22 protein-coding genes are annotated in these 23,371 nt (G+C 68.4%); 12 read left to right on the plus strand and 10 right to left on the minus strand.

What is annotated here, in order from left to right:
- The 6 genes from uvrB to ACFE87_RS19345 all read right to left on the minus strand — a co-directional run.
- A partial coding sequence (gene uvrB, locus ACFE87_RS19320) for an excinuclease ABC subunit UvrB (RefSeq protein WP_375461286.1) occupies positions 1–2,381 on the minus strand: 2,381 nt, incomplete at its 3' end.
- Between the two features lie 82 nt (positions 2,382–2,463).
- The gene (locus tag ACFE87_RS19325) at positions 2,464–2,661 is read right to left on the minus strand and encodes a hypothetical protein (RefSeq protein WP_375461287.1); all 198 of its coding nucleotides are present in this window, start codon (positions 2,659–2,661) and stop codon (positions 2,464–2,466) included.
- Positions 2,662–2,736: 75 nt separating this feature from the next.
- A complete protein-coding gene (gene folK / locus ACFE87_RS19330) occupies positions 2,737–3,240 on the minus strand; it encodes a 2-amino-4-hydroxy-6-hydroxymethyldihydropteridine diphosphokinase (protein ID WP_375461288.1) in 504 nt (167 codons plus the stop codon).
- On the minus strand, positions 3,233–3,601 hold the full coding sequence (gene folB, locus ACFE87_RS19335) for a dihydroneopterin aldolase (RefSeq protein WP_375461289.1): 369 nt from the start codon (positions 3,599–3,601) through the stop codon (positions 3,233–3,235). The genes folK and folB overlap by 8 nt, the downstream gene beginning before the upstream one ends.
- Positions 3,598–4,371 (minus strand): dihydropteroate synthase, encoded by a 774-nt coding sequence (gene folP / locus ACFE87_RS19340; protein ID WP_375461319.1) that lies wholly within the window; start codon positions 4,369–4,371, stop codon positions 3,598–3,600. Before folP ends, folB begins: the two co-directional genes overlap by 4 nt.
- 50 nt (positions 4,372–4,421) lie before the next feature.
- A complete protein-coding gene (locus ACFE87_RS19345; RefSeq protein ID WP_375461290.1) occupies positions 4,422–5,585 on the minus strand; it encodes a DUF3095 domain-containing protein in 1,164 nt (387 codons plus the stop codon).
- 144 nt (positions 5,586–5,729) lie between these two features.
- Here ACFE87_RS19345 and ACFE87_RS19350 point away from each other — a divergent pair, with 144 nt between their 5' ends.
- The gene (locus ACFE87_RS19350; RefSeq protein WP_375461291.1) at positions 5,730–6,500 is read left to right on the plus strand and encodes a motility protein A; all 771 of its coding nucleotides are present in this window, start codon (positions 5,730–5,732) and stop codon (positions 6,498–6,500) included.
- A gap of 15 nt (positions 6,501–6,515) precedes the next feature.
- The gene (locus ACFE87_RS19355) at positions 6,516–7,346 is read left to right on the plus strand and encodes a flagellar motor protein MotB (RefSeq protein ID WP_375461292.1); all 831 of its coding nucleotides are present in this window, start codon (positions 6,516–6,518) and stop codon (positions 7,344–7,346) included.
- Between the two features lie 113 nt (positions 7,347–7,459).
- Here ACFE87_RS19355 and ACFE87_RS19360 read toward each other — a convergent pair whose 3' ends face one another.
- The 3 genes from ACFE87_RS19360 to ligD form a co-directional block, all read right to left on the minus strand.
- A complete protein-coding gene (locus ACFE87_RS19360; RefSeq protein ID WP_375461293.1) occupies positions 7,460–8,308 on the minus strand; it encodes a YiiG family protein in 849 nt (282 codons plus the stop codon).
- Positions 8,309–8,478: 170 nt separating this feature from the next.
- Positions 8,479–10,893: a DUF3772 domain-containing protein gene (locus ACFE87_RS19365; protein WP_375461294.1), complete on the minus strand. Its 2,415-nt coding sequence runs from the start codon at positions 10,891–10,893 to the stop codon at positions 8,479–8,481.
- A 659-nt stretch (positions 10,894–11,552) separates the two neighbouring features.
- Positions 11,553–14,324: a DNA ligase D gene (gene ligD / locus ACFE87_RS19370; protein ID WP_375461295.1), complete on the minus strand. Its 2,772-nt coding sequence runs from the start codon at positions 14,322–14,324 to the stop codon at positions 11,553–11,555.
- 225 nt (positions 14,325–14,549) lie between these two features.
- Here ligD and ACFE87_RS19375 point away from each other — a divergent pair, with 225 nt between their 5' ends.
- Positions 14,550–15,905 carry a malonyl-CoA decarboxylase gene (locus ACFE87_RS19375; RefSeq protein WP_375461296.1) on the plus strand — a complete coding sequence of 452 codons (1,356 nt, stop codon included), beginning with the start codon at positions 14,550–14,552 and terminating at the stop codon, positions 15,903–15,905.
- Entirely contained in the window at positions 15,902–17,410 is a 1,509-nt protein-coding gene (locus ACFE87_RS19380; protein WP_375461297.1) for a malonyl-CoA synthase, read from the plus strand. The genes ACFE87_RS19375 and ACFE87_RS19380 overlap by 4 nt, the downstream gene beginning before the upstream one ends.
- Positions 17,411–17,422: 12 nt before the next feature.
- On the opposite strand, the gene ACFE87_RS19385 is transcribed toward ACFE87_RS19380, so the two are convergent.
- Positions 17,423–17,740: a hypothetical protein gene (locus ACFE87_RS19385; protein WP_375461298.1), complete on the minus strand. Its 318-nt coding sequence runs from the start codon at positions 17,738–17,740 to the stop codon at positions 17,423–17,425.
- Positions 17,741–18,001: 261 nt separating this feature from the next.
- Here ACFE87_RS19385 and ACFE87_RS19390 point away from each other — a divergent pair, with 261 nt between their 5' ends.
- The 8 genes from ACFE87_RS19390 (at position 18,002) to ACFE87_RS19425 (ending at position 23,285) form a co-directional block, all read left to right on the plus strand.
- Positions 18,002–18,793, plus strand: coding sequence for an ABC transporter ATP-binding protein (locus tag ACFE87_RS19390; RefSeq protein ID WP_375461299.1), 792 nt, complete (start codon positions 18,002–18,004; stop codon positions 18,791–18,793).
- The gene (locus ACFE87_RS19395) at positions 18,786–19,655 is read left to right on the plus strand and encodes an ABC transporter permease (protein WP_375461300.1); all 870 of its coding nucleotides are present in this window, start codon (positions 18,786–18,788) and stop codon (positions 19,653–19,655) included. The genes ACFE87_RS19390 and ACFE87_RS19395 overlap by 8 nt, the downstream gene beginning before the upstream one ends.
- Positions 19,656–19,668: 13 nt before the next feature.
- Positions 19,669–20,505 (plus strand): universal stress protein, encoded by an 837-nt coding sequence (locus ACFE87_RS19400; RefSeq protein ID WP_375461301.1) that lies wholly within the window; start codon positions 19,669–19,671, stop codon positions 20,503–20,505.
- A gap of 180 nt (positions 20,506–20,685) precedes the next feature.
- On the plus strand, positions 20,686–20,862 hold the full coding sequence (locus ACFE87_RS19405; protein ID WP_375461302.1) for a hypothetical protein: 177 nt from the start codon (positions 20,686–20,688) through the stop codon (positions 20,860–20,862).
- 16 nt (positions 20,863–20,878) lie between these two features.
- A complete protein-coding gene (locus tag ACFE87_RS19410; RefSeq protein ID WP_375461303.1) occupies positions 20,879–21,178 on the plus strand; it encodes a YkgJ family cysteine cluster protein in 300 nt (99 codons plus the stop codon).
- Between the two features lie 60 nt (positions 21,179–21,238).
- Positions 21,239–22,573, plus strand: a complete 1,335-nt coding sequence (locus tag ACFE87_RS19415) for a solute carrier family 23 protein (RefSeq protein ID WP_375461304.1) — start codon at positions 21,239–21,241, stop codon at positions 22,571–22,573.
- A 38-nt stretch (positions 22,574–22,611) separates the two neighbouring features.
- Positions 22,612–22,866: a type II toxin-antitoxin system Phd/YefM family antitoxin gene (locus ACFE87_RS19420; protein WP_375461305.1), complete on the plus strand. Its 255-nt coding sequence runs from the start codon at positions 22,612–22,614 to the stop codon at positions 22,864–22,866.
- Positions 22,863–23,285 (plus strand): type II toxin-antitoxin system VapC family toxin, encoded by a 423-nt coding sequence (locus ACFE87_RS19425; RefSeq protein WP_375461306.1) that lies wholly within the window; start codon positions 22,863–22,865, stop codon positions 23,283–23,285. Before ACFE87_RS19420 ends, ACFE87_RS19425 begins: the two co-directional genes overlap by 4 nt.
- Positions 23,286–23,371: the final 86 nt, after the last annotated feature.

Raw genomic sequence — 23,371 nt, forward strand, 5'->3', positions numbered from 1 at the left:
GCCATGCCCGTGTCGACCCGGACGTGGTCGCGCTCGTAGACCGAGTCCAGGATGTCGGCGATGCCGCGCTTGATCGAGGCCGGCGTGATGCCGTGCTCCACGTTGTAGGCGAGCTGCTTGTCGCGCCGGCGCTCGGTCTCGGCCATGGCCCGCTCCATCGAGCCGGTGACCTTGTCCGCGTAGAGGATCACTTTCCCGTCTATGTTGCGGGCGGCGCGGCCGATCGTCTGTACGAGCGAGGTTTCGGAGCGCAGGAAGCCCTCCTTGTCGGCGTCGAGGATCGCGACGAGCGCGCATTCCGGAATGTCGAGCCCCTCGCGCAGGAGGTTGATCCCGACCAGGACGTCGAAGGCGCCGAGGCGCAGGTCGCGGATGATCTCGATGCGCTCGATCGTGTCGATGTCGGAATGCATGTAGCGCACCCGCACCTTGTTCTCGTGCAGGTACTCGGTCAGGTCCTCGGCCATGCGCTTGGTCAGCACGGTCACGAGCGTGCGGTAGCCGCGCTGGGCCATCTCGCGGATCTCGCCCAGCACGTCGTCGACCTGGGAGCGCGCCGGCCGCACCTCGACCGGGGGGTCGACGAGGCCGGTCGGCCGGATCACCTGCTCGACGAAGACGCCCTGGGCGCGCTCCATCTCCCAAGGGCCGGGCGTCGCCGAGACGTGCACGGTCTGGGGCCGCATCGCCTCCCATTCCTCGAAGCGGAGCGGTCGGTTGTCCATGCAGGAGGGCAGGCGGAAGCCGTATTCGGCAAGCGTTGCCTTGCGGCGGAAGTCGCCCCGGTACATGCCGCCGATCTGCGGCAGCGTGACGTGCGACTCGTCGGTGAAGACGAGGGCGTTGTCCGGCAGGTATTCGAACAGGGTCGGGGGCGGTTCGCCGGGGCGACGCCCGGTCAGGTAGCGCGAGTAATTCTCGATGCCGGCGCAGGCCCCGGTCGCCTCGATCATCTCGAGGTCGAAGGTGGTGCGCTGCTCGAGCCTTTGCGCCTCGATGAGCCGCCCCATCTTGTGCAACTCGTCGAGGCGGACCCGCAGCTCGTCCTTGATCGACTTCACCGATTGCACGAGCGTCGGCCGCGGGGTCACGTAATGCGAGTTGGCGTAGACCTTCACGAAGCGGAGGTCGGCCGTCTTGTGGCCGGTCAGCGGATCGAATTCGACGATCGACTCCACCTCGTCGCCGAAGAGGCCGATGCGCCAGGCGCGGTCCTCCAGGTGGGCCGGGAACAGTTCGATCGTATCGCCCCGCACCCGGAAGGTGCCGCGCGCGAAATCGTTCTGGATGCGCTTGTATTGCAGGGCCACGAGATCGGCGATGAGCTGCCGCTGTTCGATCCGCTCGCCGACCGTCACCGCGAAGGTCATCGCCGTGTAGGTCTCGACCGAGCCAATGCCGTAGATGCAGGACACGGAGGCCACGATAATGACGTCGTCGCGCTCCAGCAGCGCGCGGGTTGCCGAATGCCGCATGCGGTCGATCTGCTCGTTGATCGACGAATCCTTCTCGATGAAGAGATCCGTCCGCGGCACGTAGGCCTCGGGCTGGTAGTAGTCGTAGTAGGACACAAAGTATTCGACGGCGTTGTCCGGGAAGAACGACTTGAACTCCCCGTAGAGCTGGGCCGCCAGCGTCTTGTTGGGCGCCAGAATCAGGGCGGGCCGATTGGTGGCCGAGATGACCTGGGCCATCGTGAACGTCTTGCCGGAGCCGGTGACGCCCAGGAGCACCTGGTCCCGCTCCTGTGTCCGCACACCCTCGACAAGTTCGCGGATCGCGGTCGGCTGGTCGCCGGCGGGCTGGTATTCCGAGACGATCTTGAACGAGATGCCGCCTTCCGACTTCTCGGGCCGCGACGGGCGGTGAGGAATCCACTGCTTGCCGTGTTTGAAGAGGGGGTTTCCGCTTTCGAGCAGCGCGGAGAGGGCCTGCACGGTCGCCGAGACCCCGGAGGTTGGTGTCGCGATCTCCTCGGCATCGGCCCCGTCGTCCGGCGAAGCGGGGGAGGGGGACGTCCGGGCCTTTGCGGCCGCGCGGTCCGCCCGGGTCTTGATCCGGCCCGGCCGCTCGGCCTCGACCTTGGCCGGCGGCGCATCGGGATCGAGCCCCAGCGTCTTGGCGAAATCCGAGCCGAGTCCGGTCACCGGTCCCGCGTCGAAGGCGGCTTGCGGCTTTTCGCTCAGGCCGGCAGGCGGCCGCGCGCGGGGCGGGTCGGCCGGCCCTTGCGGATACGCCTCGCCGCTGGTGCCGCGGCCGATGCCCGGGTTGAGAAGATCGGCCAGATAGCCTTCGAGCGGCTTCAGCTCGGGCTTGGTCGCCCGCGCGCGCGCGCCTCGCTTCGGCTCCGCGCCGGCTTCCGGTTTCGAGGCTCTGGCCATAGCGGGAATATGGGACGAGTCGCCCGGGCTGGAAAGGCGGCGCGTTGGCCCTCCCTGCATCGTGACGCGGCAGCTCGGCGCGTCAAATGCCGCGGAACAGGGCCGCAGCGATCAACATCACGGCCGCGATAAGCATCATCTCGTAGGTGTGTGGGGTGAGCGCCGCGATGGTGACCACCTTGTAGCGCACGAGCGCACTCAAGGACGCGAGTACGGTCGCGATGGCGAAGATCGGCCAGGTCGGCGGCGTGAGGGTGTAGGATCCGCGTCGGAAGGCCATAGGGATCTCGGCTGTGCTGGGAGCCGGTCGGCTCGCCCGGCTCAACGGCGGGACAAGGACGGCGTTCCGTCGCGTCTAGGGCTTCGGACAGCTCTCGACCGCCTGGATCCCCGTCACGTCTATCTCGGCCAAGCGGTCGCTGATCCGGATGCCCCCGATGACCAGGTCGGGCTCGATCTCCGCCAGCGGCACCAGCACGAAGGCGCGTTCGCGCCACAGCGGGTGTGGCAGCGCGAGACGTTCGTCGGCGAGTTCGACCCCCTCCAGATGCAGGATGTCGATGTCGATCGCGCGCGGGCCCCAGCGGCGGCTGCGCATGCGCCCGAGCTGGCGCTCGATCGCCTGGGTCGCGTCCAGGAAAGCGTGCGGATCGAGGCGCGACCGGATGGCCAGCGCGGCGTTCAGGAATTCGCCCTGGTCGGCGTCGCCCCAGGGCGGCGTGCAATAGAGCCGGGACAGCTCCCCGACATCGATGCCGGGCGTCGCGCGCAGCAGCCGCACGGCCTCGGCGATCAGGCCGGCTCTGTCGCCCAGATTGCTGCCGAGCCCGAGCCAGCCTCGCCGAGACGGGTCAGCCATGACGGCGCCGGGTAATCTCGACCGCGATCCCGTCCACGATCGCCGGCACGGGCGCACCGGGCTTGTCGATCCGAACCGTGATCGCCTCGACCGCCGGATAAGCGACGAGGATCTCGGCCGCGATCGTCTCGGCCAGTGCCTCGATCAGGCGAAAGCGACGCCCGGTCGCGATGCCGAGCGAGAGCCCGGCGAGATCGGCGTAGCTCACCGAGAGGGCGAGGTCGTCGGAGCGCCCGGCAGGCGCCAGGTCGAGCTCGCAGGCGAGGGAGATGAAGAAGCGTTGCCCGAGCCGCTCCTCCTCCGGCAGCACGCCGTGATGGGCATAGACAGCGATGCGCTCGATCAGGATTCGGTCCGTCACGCGGCGCTCTCCATCACGGCGTCGACCACCCGCAAGGCCTCGACATGCGCCGCGACGTCGTGGACCCGGACGATATCCGCCCCGAGCGTCGCGGCCAGGACATGGGCCCCGATCGACGCGTTGAGACGGTCGCGCGGCGCTGTCTCCCGGCCCGCGATCCGGCCGAGCAGAGACTTGCGGGAGACGCCGACCATCACCGGAAAGCCGAGCGCCCTGATCTCGGGCAGCCGACGCAGGGCGTCGAGATGCTGCTGCGGGCTCTTGCCGAAGCCGATGCCGGGATCGAGCACGACGTGACGGTCCGGGATGCCGGCGCGCCGGGCGATCGCGAGCGAGCGCTCGAAATAGCGCCGCATCTCGTCGACGATATCGAGCGCCGGGTCGGCCCGCTCGCGGTTGTGCATCACGATCACGGGGGCGCCGAAGGCTGCTGCGACGCTCGCGATCTCCGGCTCGCGCTGCAGGCCCCAGACGTCGTTGACGATGCGGGCGCCGGCCTCGAGCGCCAGGCGGGCCGTCGAGGCCTTGTAGGTGTCGATCGAGATCGGCACCCGGAGACGGGCAGCGAGAGCCGAGAGCACCGGGAGCACCCGCTGCTGTTCCAGCTCGGCCGAGACCGGCTCGTAGCCGGGCCGTGTCGACTCGCCGCCGATGTCGAGGATGTCGGCCCCCTCCTGCTCGAGCGCGAGCGCGTGAGCGGTGGCGGCCTCGTGGCTGGCGAACAGGCCCCCGTCGGAGAAGGAATCCGGCGTCACGTTCAGGATACCCATGACGAGGGTGCGTCGGCCGAGATCGGCGGGCCAGCCCGATGGGGAAAGGGTCACGCGAGCTCGCCCGCCTTCAGGCTTCCGGCGGCCGCCGCATAGCCGCCCGCCGCCCCATCGACGAAATGGATGTGATCGCTTCGGGTCGCGGAAGGCGTGAAGCAGGTCATCAGGGCCGCGCCCTGCCGGTGCAGGCCGTAGACGACGACGTCCTCGGCCGCGGCGCGGGCGAGCCGGGCCTCGATCCGGTCGGCGAGGTCCGGCGCGCAGTCGATCGTCATGCGGAGGCCGTCGTCGTATTTGCGGTAGTCGGAATTGGCCACGAGTTCGGTCATGTAGCGCTTCGGATCGAAGCCGCCGATCGGAATGCCGAGCCGCAAAATCGTGGACGCGACCGCGCCCCAGAGCCGGAGGCCGACACGCTTGAAGCCGAGCGCGCTGCCCGGCGTCCGGCCGGCCCGGGCTTCATATTCGAAACCGGCCGCGGACCAGCGCAGGGGCGGCCCGCCGGCCGGGATCGGCCGGGCCATGTCCGAACTCGCCTCGACGAGCCCGACGATCTCCTCCAGCAGGCAGCGATACGCGCCCGCATCCGCCCCACCGGAGGCCCTGACGATCAGGGAGAGGATAACCCCTCGGCGGGCGGGCATCTCATCGAAACGGCAGGACAGGCCCGATAGGTCCGGCCGTGTTCCGGCCGCCGCCGCCGGGAGAGCGAATCGGCCCTGTTTCAGCTGCTCCTCGGCCCAGGCGAGGCCGCCGCCGGCGAACATGGCGTAGGCGACGTTCGGCGAGGCCTCGAAACGGGCGAGCCGCAGATCGAGCCCGGCCTGCCGGATCGCGGCGACCGGCACCGTCGCGATCCTAAGCTCGAGGCCGAGTTCCTCGCGCACGAAGGTCGCGGTCGCGGTCAGGGCCGCCTCAGCCGCCCCGGACCAATCTCCCGGAACGGCGAAGCTCGCGCCGTCACCCCCGAAGACGAAGGGGAAGGCGCCATGGCCGACGGCGTTCGACACGGCCGAGATCACGGCCGCTCCCGCCATGTTCACGGCCTTGTAGCGCCCGGCTTCGATCGCGGCCGTCGAACTGACGACATCGGCCAATCCCACGATCCAGCCGTCAGGAACCGGCTCGTAAAGCGACGGATCGGCAACCTGCGCGAAGCTCGCGAAGGTCGGGACCCTCGCGAGGAACGAGTCGGCTGGGAGGCGATCACTCATGGGCCCATCATCGCACGGCGGCGCGGGTGAGGGGAGGGCGCGCGGTCGGTGCGGAAGCTCGTCAACCTTAACGGTTCGTTCAGCGCGCGAATCTAGCGTCCCTTCGTCGGGCCTCCTCCGGCCGACACGGGACGCCGGGGCATCATGGATATCGCAACCGGCGCCGGACTCATCGGCGGCGTCGCCGTCATCGTCGGGCTGATCATGATCGATGGCGGCAACTTCGCTGCCTATTACGACAAGCACGCCGTCATCGTCATCTTCGGGGGCGCCACCGCCGCGACCATGACGCGGTTCCCGTTCTCAGCAATCATGCACGGCCTCCCTATGGGCATCAAATACGCCTTCGGCGGCCGCTCCATCCAGCCGCGCGACCTGATCGAGGAATTGACGAAGATCGCCGACCTGATGCGGAAGGGCGGCCCGATGGCACTCGAATCCGTCGAGATCAATGACCCGTTCCTGGCGCAAGGGATTCGCTACCTGGTCGACGGCTACGACAAGGACTTCATCCGCACCACGATGGAATGCGATCGCGACATCTTCCTCCAGCATCTGGACGAAGGCTCGAAGGTCTACCGGGCCTACGGCGATTGCGCGCCGGCCTGGGGCATGATCGGCACGATCCTCGGCATGGTGACGATGTTCGCCAACATGTCCGATCCCTCGAAGCTCGGGCCGGCCATGGCGACGGCACTGCTCGCGACCCTCTACGGCGCGCTGATCGCGAACATGATCTGCCTCCCGATCGCGGACAAGCTGCACGTCAAGAAGGAGGAGGAGGACGTCTCCCGCACCCTGATCATCGATGGCGTGCTCCTGCTCCGGGACGCGAAAAGCCCGTCGTTGATCCGCGAGATGCTGATCGCCTATCTGCCCGAGCATACACGACACGAATTGGCCGAGGCGGCCTGAGCCGGATCACGGGAGATGGCCCGCAAGAAAAAAGGCGGCGGCGAACATGGCGGTCACGGCTGGTTCGTGACCTTCGCCGACCTCATGGCGCTCCTGATGAGCTTCTTCGTCATGATCGCGGCCTATTCGACCCAGGACCAGAAGAAGCTGCAGCTCGTCGCCGGCTCGATGCGGGACGCCTTTGGCTCGACCAAGGAGAGCCGCTACGCCGGCGTGGTCGAGCAGGACGGCATCCCGGTGCGGGACAAGCTGAAGAACGCCCGCAAGGCCCCGCCGGAGCAGGCGAGCGACCGGCCGGCCTCGCCCTCGTCCAACGCCGAGCAGGAGGGGGATCCGACGCCCGCCACGACCTTCGGCTTCGCGCTCGCGGCCGCCTCGCTCCGGCAGGCGCTCCAAACCCTGCCTGAGATCGCGGAACTCTCGAAACACATCATCGTCGACGAGACGAAGGACGGGCTGAACGTGTCCCTCGTCGACCAGGACGGCCGGGCCATGTTCGGCACCGGTTCGACCCAGCCCTACGAGCGGGCCCGCCTCGTGCTGGAGCATATCGCGCCGACGCTCCGGCGCCTCGGGCAGCGCGTCTCCGTCACCGGCCACACCGCAGCGATGCGGCCGGGCCAGAAACCCGAGGGACCGGCCTGGGAGCTGTCGGCCGGGCGCGCCACGGTGGTGCGCGAGATCCTGGCCTCCAATGGCGTGCCCGACGACCGCTTCTCCCTCGTGGCCGGCAAGGCCGACGTCGATCCGATGTTCCCCGACAACCCGTATATCGCGGCAAACCGGCGCGTAACGGTCACGCTGATGAACGAGGCGCCGCCATTGCCGTATGGGGCGAAGCCTTAGAACCACCGAGCCGGTGAAGGGAACAGCATCTTGTCGCCGGCGACGCCGGCGGACGTGGGCGGCTCACCGGAACGCGTCCGCTCCGGCCAATTCGGTGGCCTGTGCCAGCGCCGTCAGCGTCGGGTGCTCGCCATCTGCGCCATCGAGATCATCGTATTGTAGTCGTTGACGATCCAGGTCACGTCCCGCCCGGCGCCGCGGCGGGCATCTCCCTTCGACTTGCCGAGTTTGTCGCGAAACTCGCGGAGCTTTCCGAGCCAGGAGCGCGGCCGAGACTCGAAGCCGGACAGCGTTCCGGAATTTGCCAAGGCATAATCGTCCAGCTCTCGCACCGCCGTGGCGTATGGCGACAAGGCGGCTTCGAATGCGGGCATGTCGACCAGAGGCTTGGCATCGGTCGGCATGAGATCGATGATGGGCCGCGCCCGCGCCATCACGTTGGTGACGTGCCAGCGCGCGGTGCGGCCTTCGCGGGCCTCGATGAGCGAGAGCTCGACCGCGTCGCTTCGCTCCTTCTCACGCGCGAAGAGCGGCTGGATCTTGGCGCGCTCCGCCAGGAAGGCCTGCGCAGCAGGGGCGAGACGGGCGTGCAGGGCCTTGCCCTCCGCCATCTTGTCTTCCTTGTAGTCCTGTCGCTCGTAATAGCCATTCGCCTGGGCGAGGATGGGTGCCAGCGCCTCGTAGGCGGCCGTATAGGGCGCGACTTGAGCGTCGAGTTCCTGCATCGCGGGTGGCGTCGTCGAGGCGGTCCGAGCCGCCCCGATCTCGCTGCGCACGTCGTAGAGGGAATACAGCCCGTAGATGATCCGCTCGCGCCCGGTCGGACCCGTCCGCATGTTGGCCCAGCTTTCGTAGCGGGCCAGCGACTCGGAGGCGCGCAGAGTCCGGTTGAGCAGGCTCACGTAGACGTTCAGCTTGCGGATGGTCGCCTGCGACGCCGACTGCGCCGGGTCGGGAGCCATGCTCGTCTGAGCGTCGGCCGGCGACCCGAATGCGAGGCCAACCAGAACAGCAATCGTCACCAGGCAGCGCACCGTTCGATCCTCACGTTCACCGCCGGGGCACGCATACCACCCGACCTATCCGTCAACCACGCATCGGGCTGCCCGATTCGCGATCGAGCGGATAGTCCCTATCCTGCACCGGTGCGACGACGCGTAAGCCGGGTCGGCTCCTCGTCTCCAGAGGCTCCGGCGGCCGGCTCCGGGACGACCTCCGCCGGTCGTGAGCCGATCGCGTCGGCGATGCTCTGCAAAGCGGCCTGGACGGGCTCGAGCCCGCCGACATTCATCGCGCCCGGGCCGAGCGGCGGCAGGATGCCTTCCTGGACCAGCGTCTGGAAGACCGCGAAGTTCAGGTCGCTCTGGACCCTGAGCTGCTTCGCGACGTCGTCGACGATGCAGACGAGGTCGAATTCGAGCCAGGTGTCGCCGATCTTCTTGAAGATGACCCGGGCCGGCGGCTCCGTCAGCACGTCGGGATGGGCGTGCGCGCAGGCGATCAGAAGCTCCGCGGCGCGCGCGGGATCCTGGTTGCGGAGGACGTTGACGGGCAGGACGACGCGGCCGGTGCTGTCGTTCCGGACCCGGTTCTTCACGACGCCCGAGATGAGGTTCGAGTTCGGCACCACGATGGTGGAGCGGTCGAAGGTCTCGATCTCGGTCGCCCTGACACTAATCCGGCGCACATAGCCCTCACCATCGCCGACGACAACGAGATCGCCGACCCGGATCGGCCGTTCCCACAGCAGAATGAGCCCGGACACGAAGTTGTTCACGATCGACTGGAGGCCGAACCCGATCCCGACGGAGAGGGCGCCGGCCACGATTGCCATCTTCTCGAGCGAAAGGCCGAGATAGCCGAAGGCCGCAGCCGCGGCCACGAAGAAACCGACGTAACCGGCTGCAGTCGCGACAGAATTCCGCAAACCGGCATCGAGTTCGGTCGTCGGCAGGAAGGTCCCGGTCAGCCAGCGCTGCACGACGCGGCCCACTGCGATGACGCCGAAGAACAAGAGGAGCGCCGCGATCGTTGTCGAGAGCGACACCGTGACGTCGCCGACCTTGAAGCCGAAGAAGGCGGCTCGGAGGTTCGCCGTGAGGTCCCCGGATTCGACGCCCCAGGGCGCCAGCGCCAGCATGGCGGCGATGATGATGAAGACGACGCGGGCGATCCCGCTCGCCAAGACACCGAGCTGCTGCAGCGACTTGCGCCGAAGCCCGAGATTGGCCTGCAGCATCGTCGAGACCCGGCTTCCGTCCCGTAACGTGCCCCCGATGAACCGGTCGCATGCCAGAAGGGCGAGGCAGAGAAGGCCCGCGAGCGAAGCGGTCCAGACGATCTGGTCCACCAGGAAGGAGGCGAAGGCGACATAGCCGCCGAGCACGGCCGCGGTGACCAGCCCGGCGAGCAGCCAGCCCAGCATCCGGATCGGCCCGGCGACCGCGGCGCCGGTGGGGATATACGGTCCGAGACAGGCCTCGTCTCTCGTCTCTCGGTCGGCGAGGGTCCGGAGAAGGAGGGCGAGTGTCAGGGCCGCGATCGCCGCGACGACCGCCTTCGTGGCGACGCTCAGGGCAAGGCCGGCCGCGATCGCCTGGTTCAGGGCGTCGAGCGTCCGGCCGACCGCCACCACGGCCCCGAATCCGATCCCGAGCGAGAAGATCGAGGCCGCAATCGCGTCCGGAACCTCGATCAGGCGCCAGGCCATGCGCTTCGGTGCGAACAGCGCCTGGATCAGCCCCTGCAGGAAGGCGAGCACGGCGAGCCCGATCAGGAGGGCCGCCGCGACCGACAGGAGACGCGGCGGGAGCACGTCGAGGAGGGCGAGCGCCTGATAGATCAGGATCGACCCGGCGGCGGCCGGCACCGTCTCGACGATCAGGATCGCGAAGGCGGCCACGAGCTTCCGGAACGGCGTGACGCCGGCCATCGCGGGATCGCGGTGCACGAGGCGCGGCGCGAGATGGCGTCTGCCGATATGCAGCGCAGCCCCGACACCGATCGCCAAGCCGAGGAGCGTCAGCACGACCGGCGAGGAGCGCGCTTCGAGCCGGTTCCAAAGGCCCTCGGTGACGAGATGGAGCGCTCGGAGGTCGCGCGGGAAAGACTGGGCCACCGTCAGCCAGAGATCGGGAGAGACGAGGCTGTAGCTGCGCTGGAACAGGGCCTTCGTGAAGGAGGCGCGGCGCCGATCGCTGATCTGGCCGGTCAGCTGCTCGGCCTGCAAGGCAAGGGTACCGGCGAGCCGGTTGATCTCGTCGAGATAGGCGACCGCGGATTCCCGCTCGAGCCGGTTGCGTGCGGCCTCCGGACTCTCCGCGGGCGCGCCGTCCTTCGGCTTCGGGCCGATCTGTTCGAGCTGCGCGCGGGCCGCATCGAGCTTCGGGCCGATTTCGGCGAGCTGGTCGCGCAGCCGCTCGGCGACGGGGTCGAGGCGGGTCCGGAGCTCCTGCAACTCGTCGCCGGAGAGATCCGGCCTGCGCAGGGTAGCCTCCGCCTGTTCTATCTCGGCCCGGCTGCCGTCGAGCGCGGTCCGGTAGGCCATGATGTCCGCCGACGGCGGGACCGGAGCAGGGGCAGGACTGGCCGGTGCAGCGGGAGCAGCCGCAGGTGGTGGCGGTGCAGGAGGAGGGGGCGTCTGCGCCAGGACAGGCGTCAGCGCCAGCACGGCTCCGACGAGACATGCCGCGAGCCATCGGGCGGAGACGGCGGGAGCGCTGACCATGAAAACCTGCGACGGACCTGCCAGGAATCAATCGGGCGCCCAAGCGGGCGCCCGTGACAGCGTCGTACTAAGCCGCGAAAAGCGGCATGTCTGCGGCATCAGCGCATTGGGATCAGCGCGGAGCGGTCCCAGTTCCGCCGGTCGCCGGGGCAGAGGGAGCCGGATAGGCGGGGTTGCCGGCTGGAACGCCCGAGGTGGATCCCGACGACGCCGGAGCAGATGTCGATGGCTGCGGACCCGACGGTGTCGTTGAGCCGCTCCACCCCAGGAATGCGACCATGTAGACGGCGAGCAGGATCAGGCTGGCGACGAGAACGTACAGGACGGGACGGCCGGGTCCGCCTCCACGAGCTCTTTGATCGGCGAGTACTTTTGCCATGAGAACAAGACCTTTCGATTTCTGGTGGAACACATCGTGTTGCCGAGTGAACGCCGCCTCTGGGTGGAGGTTCCAGCCGGCCCAGGTGGGGCGGCCCGCTCTACTTGCGGGTCGGTCGGCTCTTGCCCCCACCGATTTGGGGCAGCTGCTGGCGCGTGGTGGAGATCGCGGCCCAGGGGTCCTGCTTAAGCCCGCGCAGCCGCCCCGGAAGGTTAGCGACCGTGAAGTGGTTCGGCCGCAGCGTCGGCGTGAGTTCGTCCCAGCGCAGCGGCACGGAGACGGGCGCGGTCGGGCGAGCTCGGGTCGAATAGGCCGCGATCGCGGTCGCGCCGCGCCCGTTGCGAAGGTAATCGACGTAGATGACGCCGCGCCGGGCGCTCTTCGTGGATTTCGCGATGAAGCGGGTCGGGCTGTCCTTGGCCATGCTGTCGGCGAGCGCCTTGGCGAAGGCCTTGACCTCGCCCCACCCGGCGGGACCGGTCAGCGGCAGAACGACGTGAAGCCCCTTGCCGCCCGTCGTCTTGACGAAGCTCTCGAGGCCGAAAGTCCGAAGCCGATCGCGGATCTCCTGTGCGCCCGCGATCACGTCGACGAAATCGACGTCGTCGCCCGGATCCAGGTCCATGGTGATCCGGTCAGCCCGATCGACATCTGCCATCGTGGATCCCCACGGGTGAATCTCCAGCACGCCGGCCTGGACGAGCGCCACCACCCCGCGCAGGTCGCGCACGTAGAGAACCTCCTCCTCGCCGCCCTCATCCCGGATGGTTTCGCGGAGAATGTGGTCGCTGAGCCCCGCCCAGGAATGCTTCTGGAAGAAGCAGCCGCCCTCGGAGCCGCTCGGGCAGCGCACGAGAGAGAGCGGACGTTCAACCACGTGGGGAAGGAGCCAGTCCGCGATCTCCTCGTAGAATTCCGCGAGCCCCTGTTTTGTCACGCCGACATCGCCCCAGAGGACCCGGTCCGGATTGGTCAGCGCCACGCCCGCAACGCTAGCCGCGCCGTGGCGCGGCGTCTTCGTGCCCTTGGTCGGCGCGGCCGCGGCTTTCGCAGCGGGCTTAGCATCGGACTTCGCCTTGACCTCCGGAGCAGGGCCGGACGACGTCATGTGCTTCGGCCGTTCCCGGACCACTTCCTCGGCGCTCTTATCCTCGCGGAGGCCCTTGTAGGCCGCGTGCCGCAGGTGATCGTCCGCGGTCCAACCCCGGAACTCGATCTCGGCGACGAGGCGCGGCTCGGCCCAGACGACGCCCCGGCGTTCCTCGGCCGTCGGCTTCGTCGCGAGTGCCGGCGGGCCGGGCGCCTTGAGCGGTTCGAGCTTCTTCCAGAGGTCTCGGGCGACCGCGGCCGTGTAGCCGGTGCCAGAGCGACCCGCCAAGCGCCACGCGCCGTTTTCGCGGTAACCGAGCACGAGCGAGCCCACGGCCCGTGGGCTTGCGTTCGAGGAGACATGGCCGAGGACAGCGAATTCCTGCCGCTCCGTGCATTTGATCTTGACCCAATCCTCGCCGCGACCGGACCGGTAGGCCCGATCCCGGCGCTTCGAGATCACGCCTTCGAGGCCGAGCTGGCAGGCGCTCCGCACCATCGCCTCCCCGTCCGCCTCGATATGCTCGCCGAGCCGCAGGAAGCCCTCCTGGCTGGGTGGGACGAGGGCGGCGAGCCGGGCCTTGCGGTCGTCGAGTGGCAATTCGCGGAGGTCGTAGCCGTCCAGATAGAGGAGGTCAAAGGCGTAGAGGATCGCGTTGCGGGCGACGCGCCCGTGTTCGTCGGAGAGCGCGTTTTGAAGCGCGGAGAAGTTCGCGATCCCGTTCTCGTCGGCGATGACCGCCTCGCCGTCGAGAATGGCGCTCTCGACCGGGAGGGCGGCGATGGCCTCGGCGATGGACGGGAAACGGGCCGTCCAATCGTGACCGCGCCGGGTCGCGAGCCTCGTCGACTTGCCCGACTTGAACGCGATCAGCCGATAGCCGTCCCATTTGATTTCGTGGATCCAGCGCCCGCCTTTAGGGACGGCATCGACCAGGGTCGCGAGGCAGGGCTCGATCGCGTCCGGCATCGCTGCCTTGCGGCCTCTCTTCGCAAGTGCCGCGACCGAACCCTCTCCCCGGTGGGGAGAGGGCAGGATGAGGGGGGACGCGCTCTCCGCAGAGGACGCAACCCCCTCACCCGGCGCGCCTTCGGCGCGCTCGACCTCTCCCCGTCGGGGAGAGGCTTTGGCCCGGCTGCGTTTCGCCGCGGGCGCCTTGGCGGGCGGCGCCTCGTCTGTCTCACCCCGGTTCGATTGCCAGACGTCGCCGTCCTTGTCCGATGCGATCGCGTCGAGGTCGCGGCCGGACACGACCGAGAGCGGCTTCTCCTCCAGGATGTCGGGATCGCCCTCGTGCCGGGCGAATTCGTCGTTCGACTTGATGAGCAGCCACGATTCCTGCCGCTCGCGAGGCCGCGGCTTCAGCCGGACGAGGTGGAACTTGCCCCGGAGCTTCTCGCCGTCGAGCCGGAAGTCGAGATGGCCCTTCTCCATCCCCTTGTGCGGATCGCCGTCTGGAGCCCAACTGCCCCGGTCCCAGATCAGGACCGTGCCGCCGCCATACTGGCCCTTCGGGATGGTGCCTTCGAAGGTGTTGTAGTCGATCGGGTGATCTTCGACATGCACGGCGAGACGTTTCTCGCCCGGCGAGAGGCTCGGCCCCTTCGCGACGGCCCAGCTCAGCATGACTCCGTCGAGTTCGAGGCGGAGGTCGTAGTGGAGGCGGGAGGCGGCGTGTTTCTGGATCACGAAGGCGGAGCCACCGTCGCGCCCCGCCTCGCCCTTGGGCTCGGAGGTCGCCGCGAAGTCGCGCTTGGCGTTATACGCCGCAAGCTTTGCCATATCGGCGGATCGAACGCCGAAACCCGCCCGCCTGTTCCAGCAACGCCGACGGCTGTGTTCGATGTAGCGGGTCCATTGTCGTGCCCGGGATCGCGACCGGCTTCCCGGACCTCGCCGCTCGCGGGCGCGTCGTGCCGGCTACGCCGCCTGGCTGGCCGTAGGTTCCCGAAAAAGCGGCGCCGAACGCGGGCTGTCGCGGGCGTCGCTTTGCGCTAATCTGCGACCATGGCGACGTCGTTCTTCAATGACCTGATGCAGACCCTCGGCGACCGTGGCCGGTCGCTGATCGGGCGGCCGCGGGACGCGGGCCGGGCGGGCGATCTGCCCGAACTCGGCGAGGCGCTCCTGTCGCGCCGGGGCGAGGCCTCCGGCGTGGCGCTGGCCCGGACCCTGCTCGACGGCTATGCGGCCGCGCCCCTGGCCATGCGGCTGGGCTTCCTCACGGCACTGGCAGACCGGTTCGGGCCGGACCGCAAGCGTCTCGACATCGCCGTGGCCGATTATCGCCGCGAGCCCGACGGACGCTCGATCCTGGCGCTGCAAGAGGCTGCGGAGCCGCGCCGGCAAGAGCTGATCCGCAGACTGAACCTCGCTCCGGGCGGGACGTCCGCACTGGTGCGGATGCGGGCCGAGCTTCTCTCGCACCTCAAGTCGCGGCCCGATCTCGCGGAGGTAGATCGCGACTTTGTCCATCTCCTCTCGTCCTGGTTCAACCGCGGCTTCCTGGTGCTGCGCCGCGTCGATTGGACGACGCCGGCGAACATCCTCGAGCGGATCATTCGCTACGAGGCCGTGCATGCGATCGAGAGCTGGGACGATCTCCGCAACCGGCTCGAGCCGGCCGACCGGCGCTGCTACGCCTTCTTCCATCCCCAGCTCGTCGACGAGCCGCTGATCTTCGTCGAGGTGGCGCTGACGACAGGAATATCGGGCGCGATCGCCGCCCTCCTCGATCCCACCCGCCAGCCGATCGCCGCCCGGGACGCGACGACGGCCGTGTTCTACTCGATCTCGAACACGCAGAGCGGGCTCGCCGGCGTGTCCTTCGGCCATTTCCTGATCAAGCAGGTGGCGGACGAATTGAGGCGGGAACTGCCCAATCTGCGGACTTTCGTGACCCTCTCGCCCGTGCCGGGCTTCGCGGCCTGGCTCGCCGGCGAACTCGCGGCCGATCATTCCCGCTTCTTCAACGACGAGGCGCGGGAGGCCTTGCGGCCGCTCGGTGAGCCGGGCTGGCACACGGACGCCGCCCGCCGCGAGCCTCTCCGCCGGACCTTGCTCACGGCTGCGGCGACGTATTTCCTCAAGGCGAAGACACCGGCCGGCCGGCCGCTCGATCCCGTGGCCCGGTTCCATCTCGGCAACGGTGCGCGGCTCGAGGCGATGAACTTCCTGGGCGACCTGTCGCCGAAGGGCCTGCGCCAGTCGCATGGCCTGATGGTCAATTACTGCTACGACCTCGACGAGATCGAGCGTAACCACGAAAGCTTCGCCGAAAAGGGCGAGGTCGTGGCCTCGGCCGCGATCCGGCGGTTGATCCGGGCCGAGCTGCCTCTGCCCGAACTCGCGAGCACGTCTTGAACGCAAACCTCTTCCAGCGTCTCTCGGATGCCGTCGCCGATACGGCCAAGATTGCGATCGAAACCAGCGACGGCCGGCGCTGCAGCTACGACGACATCATCCTCGGCGCCGGCCGCTACGCCAACGCCCTCCTCGCCCGCGGAGTATCGCCGGGAGACCGGGTGGCCGTGCAGGTCGAGAAGTCCGTTGCGGCGCTCCTGCTCTATCTCGCCTGCCTCCGCACCGGCGCCGTGTTCCTGCCCTTGAACACCGCCTACACCTCGGCCGAAGTCGAGTACTTCATCGGCGACGCCGAACCCTCGCTCGTCGTGTGCGACCCGGCGCGGCGGGATGCGGTGGCCGGGATTTCAGGCGGCGTCCCGGTCGAGACCCTCGACGCGGCCGGCGCGGGATCGCTCGCCGATCTCGCGGGCGAGCAGTCGCATGCCTTCCCGACCGCGGTCGTCGAGACCGACGACCTGGCCGCGATCCTCTACACGTCCGGCACGACGGGGCGCTCAAAGGGCGCCATGCTGACCCACGGCAACCTCGTCTCGAATGCGCTCGCGCTGATCGACACGTGGCAATTCACGGCGGACGACGTCCTCATCCACGCGCTCCCGATCTACCACACGCATGGCCTGTTCGTGGCCTCGAACGTCACCTTCCTGGCTGACGCCTCGATGCTGTTCTGCCCGAAATTCAACGCCGACGAGGTCATGCGCCTCCTGCCGCGCGCGACCGCGCTCATGGGCGTGCCGACCTTCTACACGCGCCTCCTCAAGCATCCCGACCTGACCCGGGAGGCGACGGCCCACATGCGGGTGTTCATCTCGGGCTCGGCGCCGCTCCTCGCCGAGACACACCGGGAATGGGAGGAGAAGACCGGCCACGCCATCCTCGAGCGCTACGGGATGACCGAGACCGGCATGAACACCTCGAACCCCTATGAGGGCGAGCGCGTGGCCGGCACGGTCGGCCTGCCGCTGCCGGAGGTCGAGCTGCGGGTTACCGATCCGGAGAGCGGGGCGGAACTCGAGCCGGGCGAGGTCGGCATGATCGAGGTCCGGGGCCCGAACGTGTTCAAGGGCTATTGGCGCATGCCGGAGAAGACCGAGGCCGAGATCCGGCCGGACGGGTTCTTCATCACGGGCGACCTCGGCAAGATCGACGAGCGCGGCTATGTCCACATCGTCGGCCGTGGAAAGGACCTCATCATCACGGGCGGCTTCAACGTCTACCCGAAGGAGGTCGAGACCGAGATCGATTCGGTCCCGGGCATCGTCGAAAGTGCGGTGATCGGCGTGCCGCATCCCGATCTCGGCGAGGGCGTCACCGCGATCGTGGTGCGAGCGGAAGGCGCGTCGCTCGACGAGGCCGGCGTGATCGCGGCCCTCGAGCCGCGGCTCGCCCGGTTCAAGCTCCCGAAACGGGTCATCTTCCTCGACGACCTGCCCCGGAACACGATGGGGAAGGTGCAGAAGAAGGTCCTGCGCGAGGAGAATGCGGGACTGTATTCCGGCTGACCTCCGCCGGCCTCAGCTGACCAGCGGCGGAAGCTCGTCGAAGGAGGGGCGCGACAGGCGCCAGGGGCGGGCGGTCGAGAGCGCGGAGACTTCGGACGGGCGCAGCCGCCTGGCAGAGCCGTCGAGACCGATCTCGGAGATGTTGAGGAAGCCGAAGACCTGGAGCCGGGAGGCCAGCGACTTCGTCTCGCGATCGTCGGCGGCGACCACAAGGGAGCCGCTCGTATAGACCGTGTCCAGCAGGCCCCTCTGGTCTCGCCCATCCCGTGGCGCGGCGCGGGGCCCCGGGAAGCGGATCACGTTGGTGGACAGGGCGGCACTGGAACGCATGACGCAACTCACTGGCGACGAACTCGATCCGCTAAGATTGGACGGGAAGGTTTAAGGCCGGGCTAACCACGGGCCGCGATGCACCCACGGGCGGGTTGAGGCACCTTCGACCATGTGCGTGTGGCGCCGCCCTTTCACGCGGGGCCAACCTCAGGCACCATGGGACAGGCCCGCGCGAGACGGGACGGGAGGATCGATGCGGTTCCAGGACAGGTTAGCGGGCTTAATTGCGCCGGCCGGCGCAGACCGAGGCGCAGTGCGATGACCTACCTCCTCGAGGTCGACGGCGTCACGCTAACCTACAAGACTCCGCAGATCCTGGTGACCGCCACGCGGCGGGTCAGCTTCCATGTGAACCAGAGCGACCGCTACGTCCTTCTCGGACCCTCCGGTTGCGGCAAGTCCACGCTCCTCAAGGCGGTCGGCGGCTATATGAGCCCGACCGAGGGCGAGATCCGGATCAAGGGCCGGAAGGTCACCGAGCCCGGCGCCGACCGCATGATGGTGTTCCAGGAATTCGACCAGCTCCTGCCCTGGAAGACCGTCTTCGAGAACGTGGTCTTCCCGCTCCGTGTAACCGGCAAGCTCTCGCGCCAGGAGGCCGACGAGCGCGCCCGCGACTATATCGAGAAGGTGCATCTCACCCGCGCCATCGACGCCTACCCGCACACGCTGTCGGGCGGCATGAAGCAGCGCGTCGCGATCGCGCGTGGCATGGCGATGGAGCCCGACATCCTTCTCATGGACGAACCCTTCGCCGCACTCGACGCGCTGACGCGCCGTCGCATGCAGGACGAGCTTCTGCAGCTCTGGGCGGACACCCGTTTCACAGTGCTCTTCGTGACCCATTCCATCGCCGAGGCGATCCGGATCGGCAATCGGATCCTCCTGATGTCGCCGCATCCCGGCCAGGTGAAGGCGGAGGTCGAGGACGTGGAGAGCGCGGGCGGGACGGAGGGTGGCGCGACCCGGCTCGAGCGCCAGATCCACGATCTCCTCTTCTCCGAGGACAAGGTTCAGGACGCGGATGACAAGGTCGTAGCCTATGGGTGAGCCCCGGATCGTCGTCCACGACGCCGCGACGCTCGCCGCCATCGCGGGCGAAGACGCGGCGGTCGAGCGCGAGCTCCCTCTGATCGAGCGCCTTTGGGCCAGCCCGACCTTGCGGAAGACGTTCCTGATCCTGATGCTCGGCGTCATCTGGGAGATCTACGCCCGGTTCCTCGACAACCCGCTTCTCTTCCCGACCCTGACCGAGACGATGGAGGCCGTTGTCGAGCGCACCCGGGACGGCGTCCTGCCGATGCGGGCATGGACCTCGCTCCGCATCCTCTTCATGGGCTACGCCTCGGGCATCCTCTTGGCCGCGATCATGACGGTGCTGGCGATTTCGACGCGGATCGGGACGGACCTCCTCGAGACGCTGACCGCGATGTTCAATCCGCTGCCGGCGATCGCGCTCTTGCCGCTGGCCCTGATCTGGTTCGGGCTCGGCGCCGGCAGCCTCATCTTCGTGCTCATCCACTCCGTGCTCTGGGCCGTCGCCCTGAACACCCATGCGGGCTTTCTCGGCGTGTCGCAGACGCTCCGGATGGTCGGCAAGAATTACGGGCTGAAGGGCCTCCCTTACGTCTTCCGCATCCTCGTCCCGGCCGCCTTCCCGTCGATCCTGACCGGCCTCAAGATCGGCTGGGCCTTCGCCTGGCGCACCTTGATTGCGGCGGAGCTCGTCTTCGGCGTCTCGTCGGGGCAGGGTGGGCTCGGCTGGTTCATCTTCGAGAACCGGAATGTGCTCGACATCCCGTCCGTCTTCGCCGGCCTCTTGACGGTGATCATGATCGGGCTCGTGGTGGAGAACCTGGTCTTCCGCAACATCGAGCGCCGCACCGTCCGGCGGTGGGGCGTTCAATCCTGAAGGGGTGAGGACGATGCTGAACCTACTCGTCCCGACCGAGCCGCACGAGGTAATGCCCTCGGTGCTGCAGACCGCGCTGATCGTGCAGCGCCGCTTCGAAAGCTACATGGAGAGCTTCGCGCTCCGTCCGGCCGTCCCCGATTACGTGCCGATCGACATGGTGAGCGGACTCGCCTGGCAGGTGGACGAGCGGGCCGACGAAGAGGCCCGGCGCGAATCCCACGCGATCTTCACCCGCTTCGTCGAGGCGAACGGGCTGAAGCCGACGCGCCCCGGCATGGTCGAGGCCGGTTGGGGTTGGCACCCCAAGGCTCCGGCGGGCGACGCCTTCCTGGCGAGCCACGGCCGGCTTTTCGACCTCGTCGTTCTCGGTCGGCCGATCTCCGGCAAGGCCGTGCCCTCGATGGCGACGCTGGAAGCCGTGCTGTTCGAGACCGGCCGGCCGATCCTGATCGCACCGCCGATCCCGCCGACGAGCCTCGGCGATACGGTCGTGATCGCCTGGAACGGCTCGACCGAGACGGCCCGGACCGTCGCGCTCGCGGGCGGCTTCCTGCGCCGGGCGAAGCGGATCGTCGTCCTCTCGGTGGAGGGCTGGTCGGTGCCGGGGCCGAGCGCCGAACAGCTCGCCCTCTCCTTGCGCCGGAACGAGATCGCGGCCGAGGCGGTGCACGCGACGCCCGGGCGGCGCAGCAACGGCGAGACCATCCTGGCCGAGGCGACGGCGCTCGGCGGCGACCTGCTCATCAAGGGCGCCTACACCCAGAGCCGTCTGCGGCAGATGATTTTCGGCGGCGCCACCGCGCATGTGCTCGCGGCCGCGACGATGCCGGTCCTCATGGCGAACTGAGTTCGCCCGCTTCGACGATCCGCCGAGTTGCGTTTTCTTGGCGGTATGAAGGTCGGCATGGGCCAACTGACTGCCGTGACGTCTCGGGATGTGCGGGGCCGTTACGTGGCGGGCGAGAACAGGGAAGCCTTTCCCGAGCTTCTCGTCTAAGAGGAGCGCGCCTCGGGGATCTCGCGCGCCATGGACGACACGAACCAGTTCAAGAAGAAGCCCCGGCAGGCGACCCCGAAGGGCAAGCGGGTCGCGATCTCGCCGGAGGCGAAGGCCGCCTACGAGGAACAGATGCGGGCGCGAGACGAACGCGAGCGGACCTATACCCGCCACCTGCCTGGCCCCGACAACAAGCCGAACCGCTGAGCGGACTGGCGCGCGCGTGAGCCTTTGTCAGGATTGCGGCGCCTGCTGCTCGACCTCTGCCTCGTGGCCGATCTTCACGACCGAGAGCGACGACGAACTCGAGATGATCCCGTTCGCGCTCGTCTCTGACGATCTGCGCGGCATGCGCTGCAACGGCGACCGCTGCCTCGCCCTCGTCGGTACGGTCGGGGCGCGGACGGGCTGCTCGATCTACGGGCTGCGCCCCGATGTCTGCCGCATCTGCCAGCCCGGCGACTATGCCTGCGTGACGGCGCGCGAGCGTTTCGGACTGGCGCCCCTTCCCGAGATTCAGTAACGCGGCCTCTGCGATCCGGCTCGGCCGTCCGGGCCCGACGCCGATCTGAGGACCATCCGTATGCAGCCTGACCGCGACCCGATCCTGCCTCGCTGGCGGCTCGTCATGGGATCCGGCCCCGTGATGCCGGACGAGCGCCTGCCGATCGGCCAGACCGTCGTACTCGGGCTCCAGCATGTCGTCGCGATGTTCGGCGCGACGGCGCTGGCGCCGATCCTGATGGGGTTCGATCCGAACCTTGCGATCTTCTTCTCCGGCGTCGCGACCCTGATCTTCTTCGTCGTCGTCGGCGGTCGGCTGCCGAGCTATCTCGGATCGTCCTTCGCCTTCATCGCGGTCGTGATCGCGGCAACCGGCTATGCCGGGAGCGGCCCGAACCCGAATATCGGAGTGGCGCTCGGCGGCATCATCGCGGCCGGCGTGCTCTATACCGTGATCGGGATCGTCGTCGCCGCTGCGGGCTCCGGCTGGATCGAACGGTTGATGCCGCCTGTCGTCACCGGCGCGATCGTCGCCGCGATCGGCCTCAACCTCGCTCCGATCGCCGTGAAGGGCATCTCGGGCTCGCCGCTCGATACGTGGGTCGGCCTCCTGACGGTGGTCGCCGTCGGCGCGGTCGCAGTCTACGCGCCCGGCCGGTGGCGCCGCTTGCCGATCCTCCTGGGCGGCGGGATCGGCTATCTCACCTATCTCGTTCTCGCGAACGGTCTTGGCTTGGCGAAGCCGATCGGCTTCTCCGGCGTTGCCGCGGCCGACTGGTTCGGCCTTCCGGCTTTTCAGCGTCCCGTGTTCGAGCCCGCCGCCATGTGGCTGATCGCACCCGTCGCGGTCGTGCTGGTCGCCGAGAATCTCGGCCATGTGAAAGCGATCGGCGCGATGACGGGTCGAAACTACGATCGCCATCTCGGACGCGCCTTCATCGGCGACGGTCTCGCCACCATCCTGTCCGGCCTCGGCGGCGGCACCGGCGTGACGACTTATGCCGAGAATATGGGCGTCATGGCCGTGACCCGGATCTACTCGACCCTGCTCTTCGTCGCCGCCGGCCTGATCGCGATCCTGTTCGGCCTCTCGCCGAAATTCGGCGCCTTGATCCTGACCATTCCGGGACCGGCGATTGGCGGCCTCTCGGTCGTGGTCTTCGGGCTGATCACGGCGGCAGCCGGCCGGATCTGGGTCGAGGCCGGCGTCGATTTCTCTCGCGCCCGCAACCTCCTCACGGCCGGGATCGCGGTCGTGCTCGGGGCGGGTGACCTAACCCTCAAGTTGGGCGCCTTCTCGCTCGGCGGCATCGGCACGGCGACCTTCGGCGCTATTCTGATCTACCACCTGCTCCGTGACGACAGGGCGGGCGACGTGCCGGTCGCGGATGGGGGGACCACCTCGCAGGCCTGAGATTGACGGGATGGCTATCGAGTAGCTATTTTGTTCAGATGAGCACGCATAGTGTCGCCGAAGCCAAGAACCGGTTGCCCGAGCTGATCGACCGTGCGCTCGAAGGCGAGGGGATCGTCATCACCCGGCACGGGCGACCCGTCGCCGAGCTCCGGGGTATTCCGCCCCAGCCCCGACCGATGACCCGCTCCGATCTCGACTGGCTCGCGGTTCTGCGGCGGGCCGAGGGCGAGGCAGGTCCCACGGATGCCGTCTCCTTCGTGTCCGCCATGCGGGACGAAGGCGAGAAGTGAAGGCCTACGCTGATACGAGCGTACTCCTGCCCCTCTTCGTTCCGGACGCACTCAGCGCCAAGGCAGACGCGCTGCTGAATTTGAGCGAAACGTTTCTGATCGTCAGCGACTTCACTGTCGCCGAATTCATGTCGGCTCTGTCTCGGAAGGTCCGCATGCGGGAGGTGTCTGCGGCATCGGCTGGTCGGCTCGCCGCCAACTTCGACGCTTGGCTGTCCGGACTTCCTGAACGGGTGACCCTGCAGCCTGAGGACGTCGCGACAGCCACGGCCTATCTGCGGCGCTTCGACCTAACTCTGCGGACACCGGATGCGCTTCACGTCGCACTGGCTCATCGGCATCGCGCGACGCTGGCGACCCTCGACGTAAGATTGGCGGCCGATGCCGGCCGGCTGGGTATCTCGACGCTGGTGAGCTGAGCCGCGGCTGCGCCGCCTCCCGCCCGGGTCAGCCCTGCACCGAAACGGGTGCCACGGGCCGTGAACCAGCATAGAACATGTCCACC

This window comes from uncultured Enterovirga sp. (assembly GCF_964242715.1).
GTDB lineage: Bacteria > Pseudomonadota > Alphaproteobacteria > Rhizobiales > Beijerinckiaceae > Enterovirga.

What these genes read in the sequence shown, in the direction of transcription:
- ACFE87_RS19325 (WP_375461287.1), bottom strand. Translation starts at nt 2,661, where the DNA reads ATGGCCTTCCGACGCGGATCCTACACCCTCACGCCGCCGACCTGGCCG.
- folK (WP_375461288.1), bottom strand. Translation starts at nt 3,240, where the DNA reads ATGGCTGACCCGTCTCGGCGAGGCTGGCTCGGGCTCGGCAGCAATCTG.
- folP (WP_375461319.1), bottom strand. Translation starts at nt 4,371, where the DNA reads ATGGGTATCCTGAACGTGACGCCGGATTCCTTCTCCGACGGGGGCCTG.
- ACFE87_RS19345 (WP_375461290.1), bottom strand. Translation starts at nt 5,585, where the DNA reads ATGAGTGATCGCCTCCCAGCCGACTCGTTCCTCGCGAGGGTCCCGACC.
- ACFE87_RS19350 (WP_375461291.1), top strand. Translation starts at nt 5,730, where the DNA reads ATGGATATCGCAACCGGCGCCGGACTCATCGGCGGCGTCGCCGTCATC.
- ACFE87_RS19355 (WP_375461292.1), top strand. Translation starts at nt 6,516, where the DNA reads ATGGCCCGCAAGAAAAAAGGCGGCGGCGAACATGGCGGTCACGGCTGG.
- ACFE87_RS19360 (WP_375461293.1), bottom strand. Translation starts at nt 8,308, where the DNA reads ATGGCTCCCGACCCGGCGCAGTCGGCGTCGCAGGCGACCATCCGCAAG.
- ACFE87_RS19365 (WP_375461294.1), bottom strand. Translation starts at nt 10,893, where the DNA reads ATGGCCTACCGGACCGCGCTCGACGGCAGCCGGGCCGAGATAGAACAG.
- ligD (WP_375461295.1), bottom strand. Translation starts at nt 14,324, where the DNA reads ATGGCAAAGCTTGCGGCGTATAACGCCAAGCGCGACTTCGCGGCGACC.
- ACFE87_RS19375 (WP_375461296.1), top strand. Translation starts at nt 14,550, where the DNA reads ATGGCGACGTCGTTCTTCAATGACCTGATGCAGACCCTCGGCGACCGT.
- ACFE87_RS19385 (WP_375461298.1), bottom strand. Translation starts at nt 17,740, where the DNA reads ATGCGTTCCAGTGCCGCCCTGTCCACCAACGTGATCCGCTTCCCGGGG.
- ACFE87_RS19390 (WP_375461299.1), top strand. Translation starts at nt 18,002, where the DNA reads ATGACCTACCTCCTCGAGGTCGACGGCGTCACGCTAACCTACAAGACT.
- ACFE87_RS19395 (WP_375461300.1), top strand. Translation starts at nt 18,786, where the DNA reads ATGGGTGAGCCCCGGATCGTCGTCCACGACGCCGCGACGCTCGCCGCC.
- ACFE87_RS19400 (WP_375461301.1), top strand. Translation starts at nt 19,669, where the DNA reads ATGCTGAACCTACTCGTCCCGACCGAGCCGCACGAGGTAATGCCCTCG.
- ACFE87_RS19405 (WP_375461302.1), top strand. Translation starts at nt 20,686, where the DNA reads ATGGACGACACGAACCAGTTCAAGAAGAAGCCCCGGCAGGCGACCCCG.
- ACFE87_RS19415 (WP_375461304.1), top strand. Translation starts at nt 21,239, where the DNA reads ATGCAGCCTGACCGCGACCCGATCCTGCCTCGCTGGCGGCTCGTCATG.
- ACFE87_RS19420 (WP_375461305.1), top strand. Translation starts at nt 22,612, where the DNA reads ATGAGCACGCATAGTGTCGCCGAAGCCAAGAACCGGTTGCCCGAGCTG.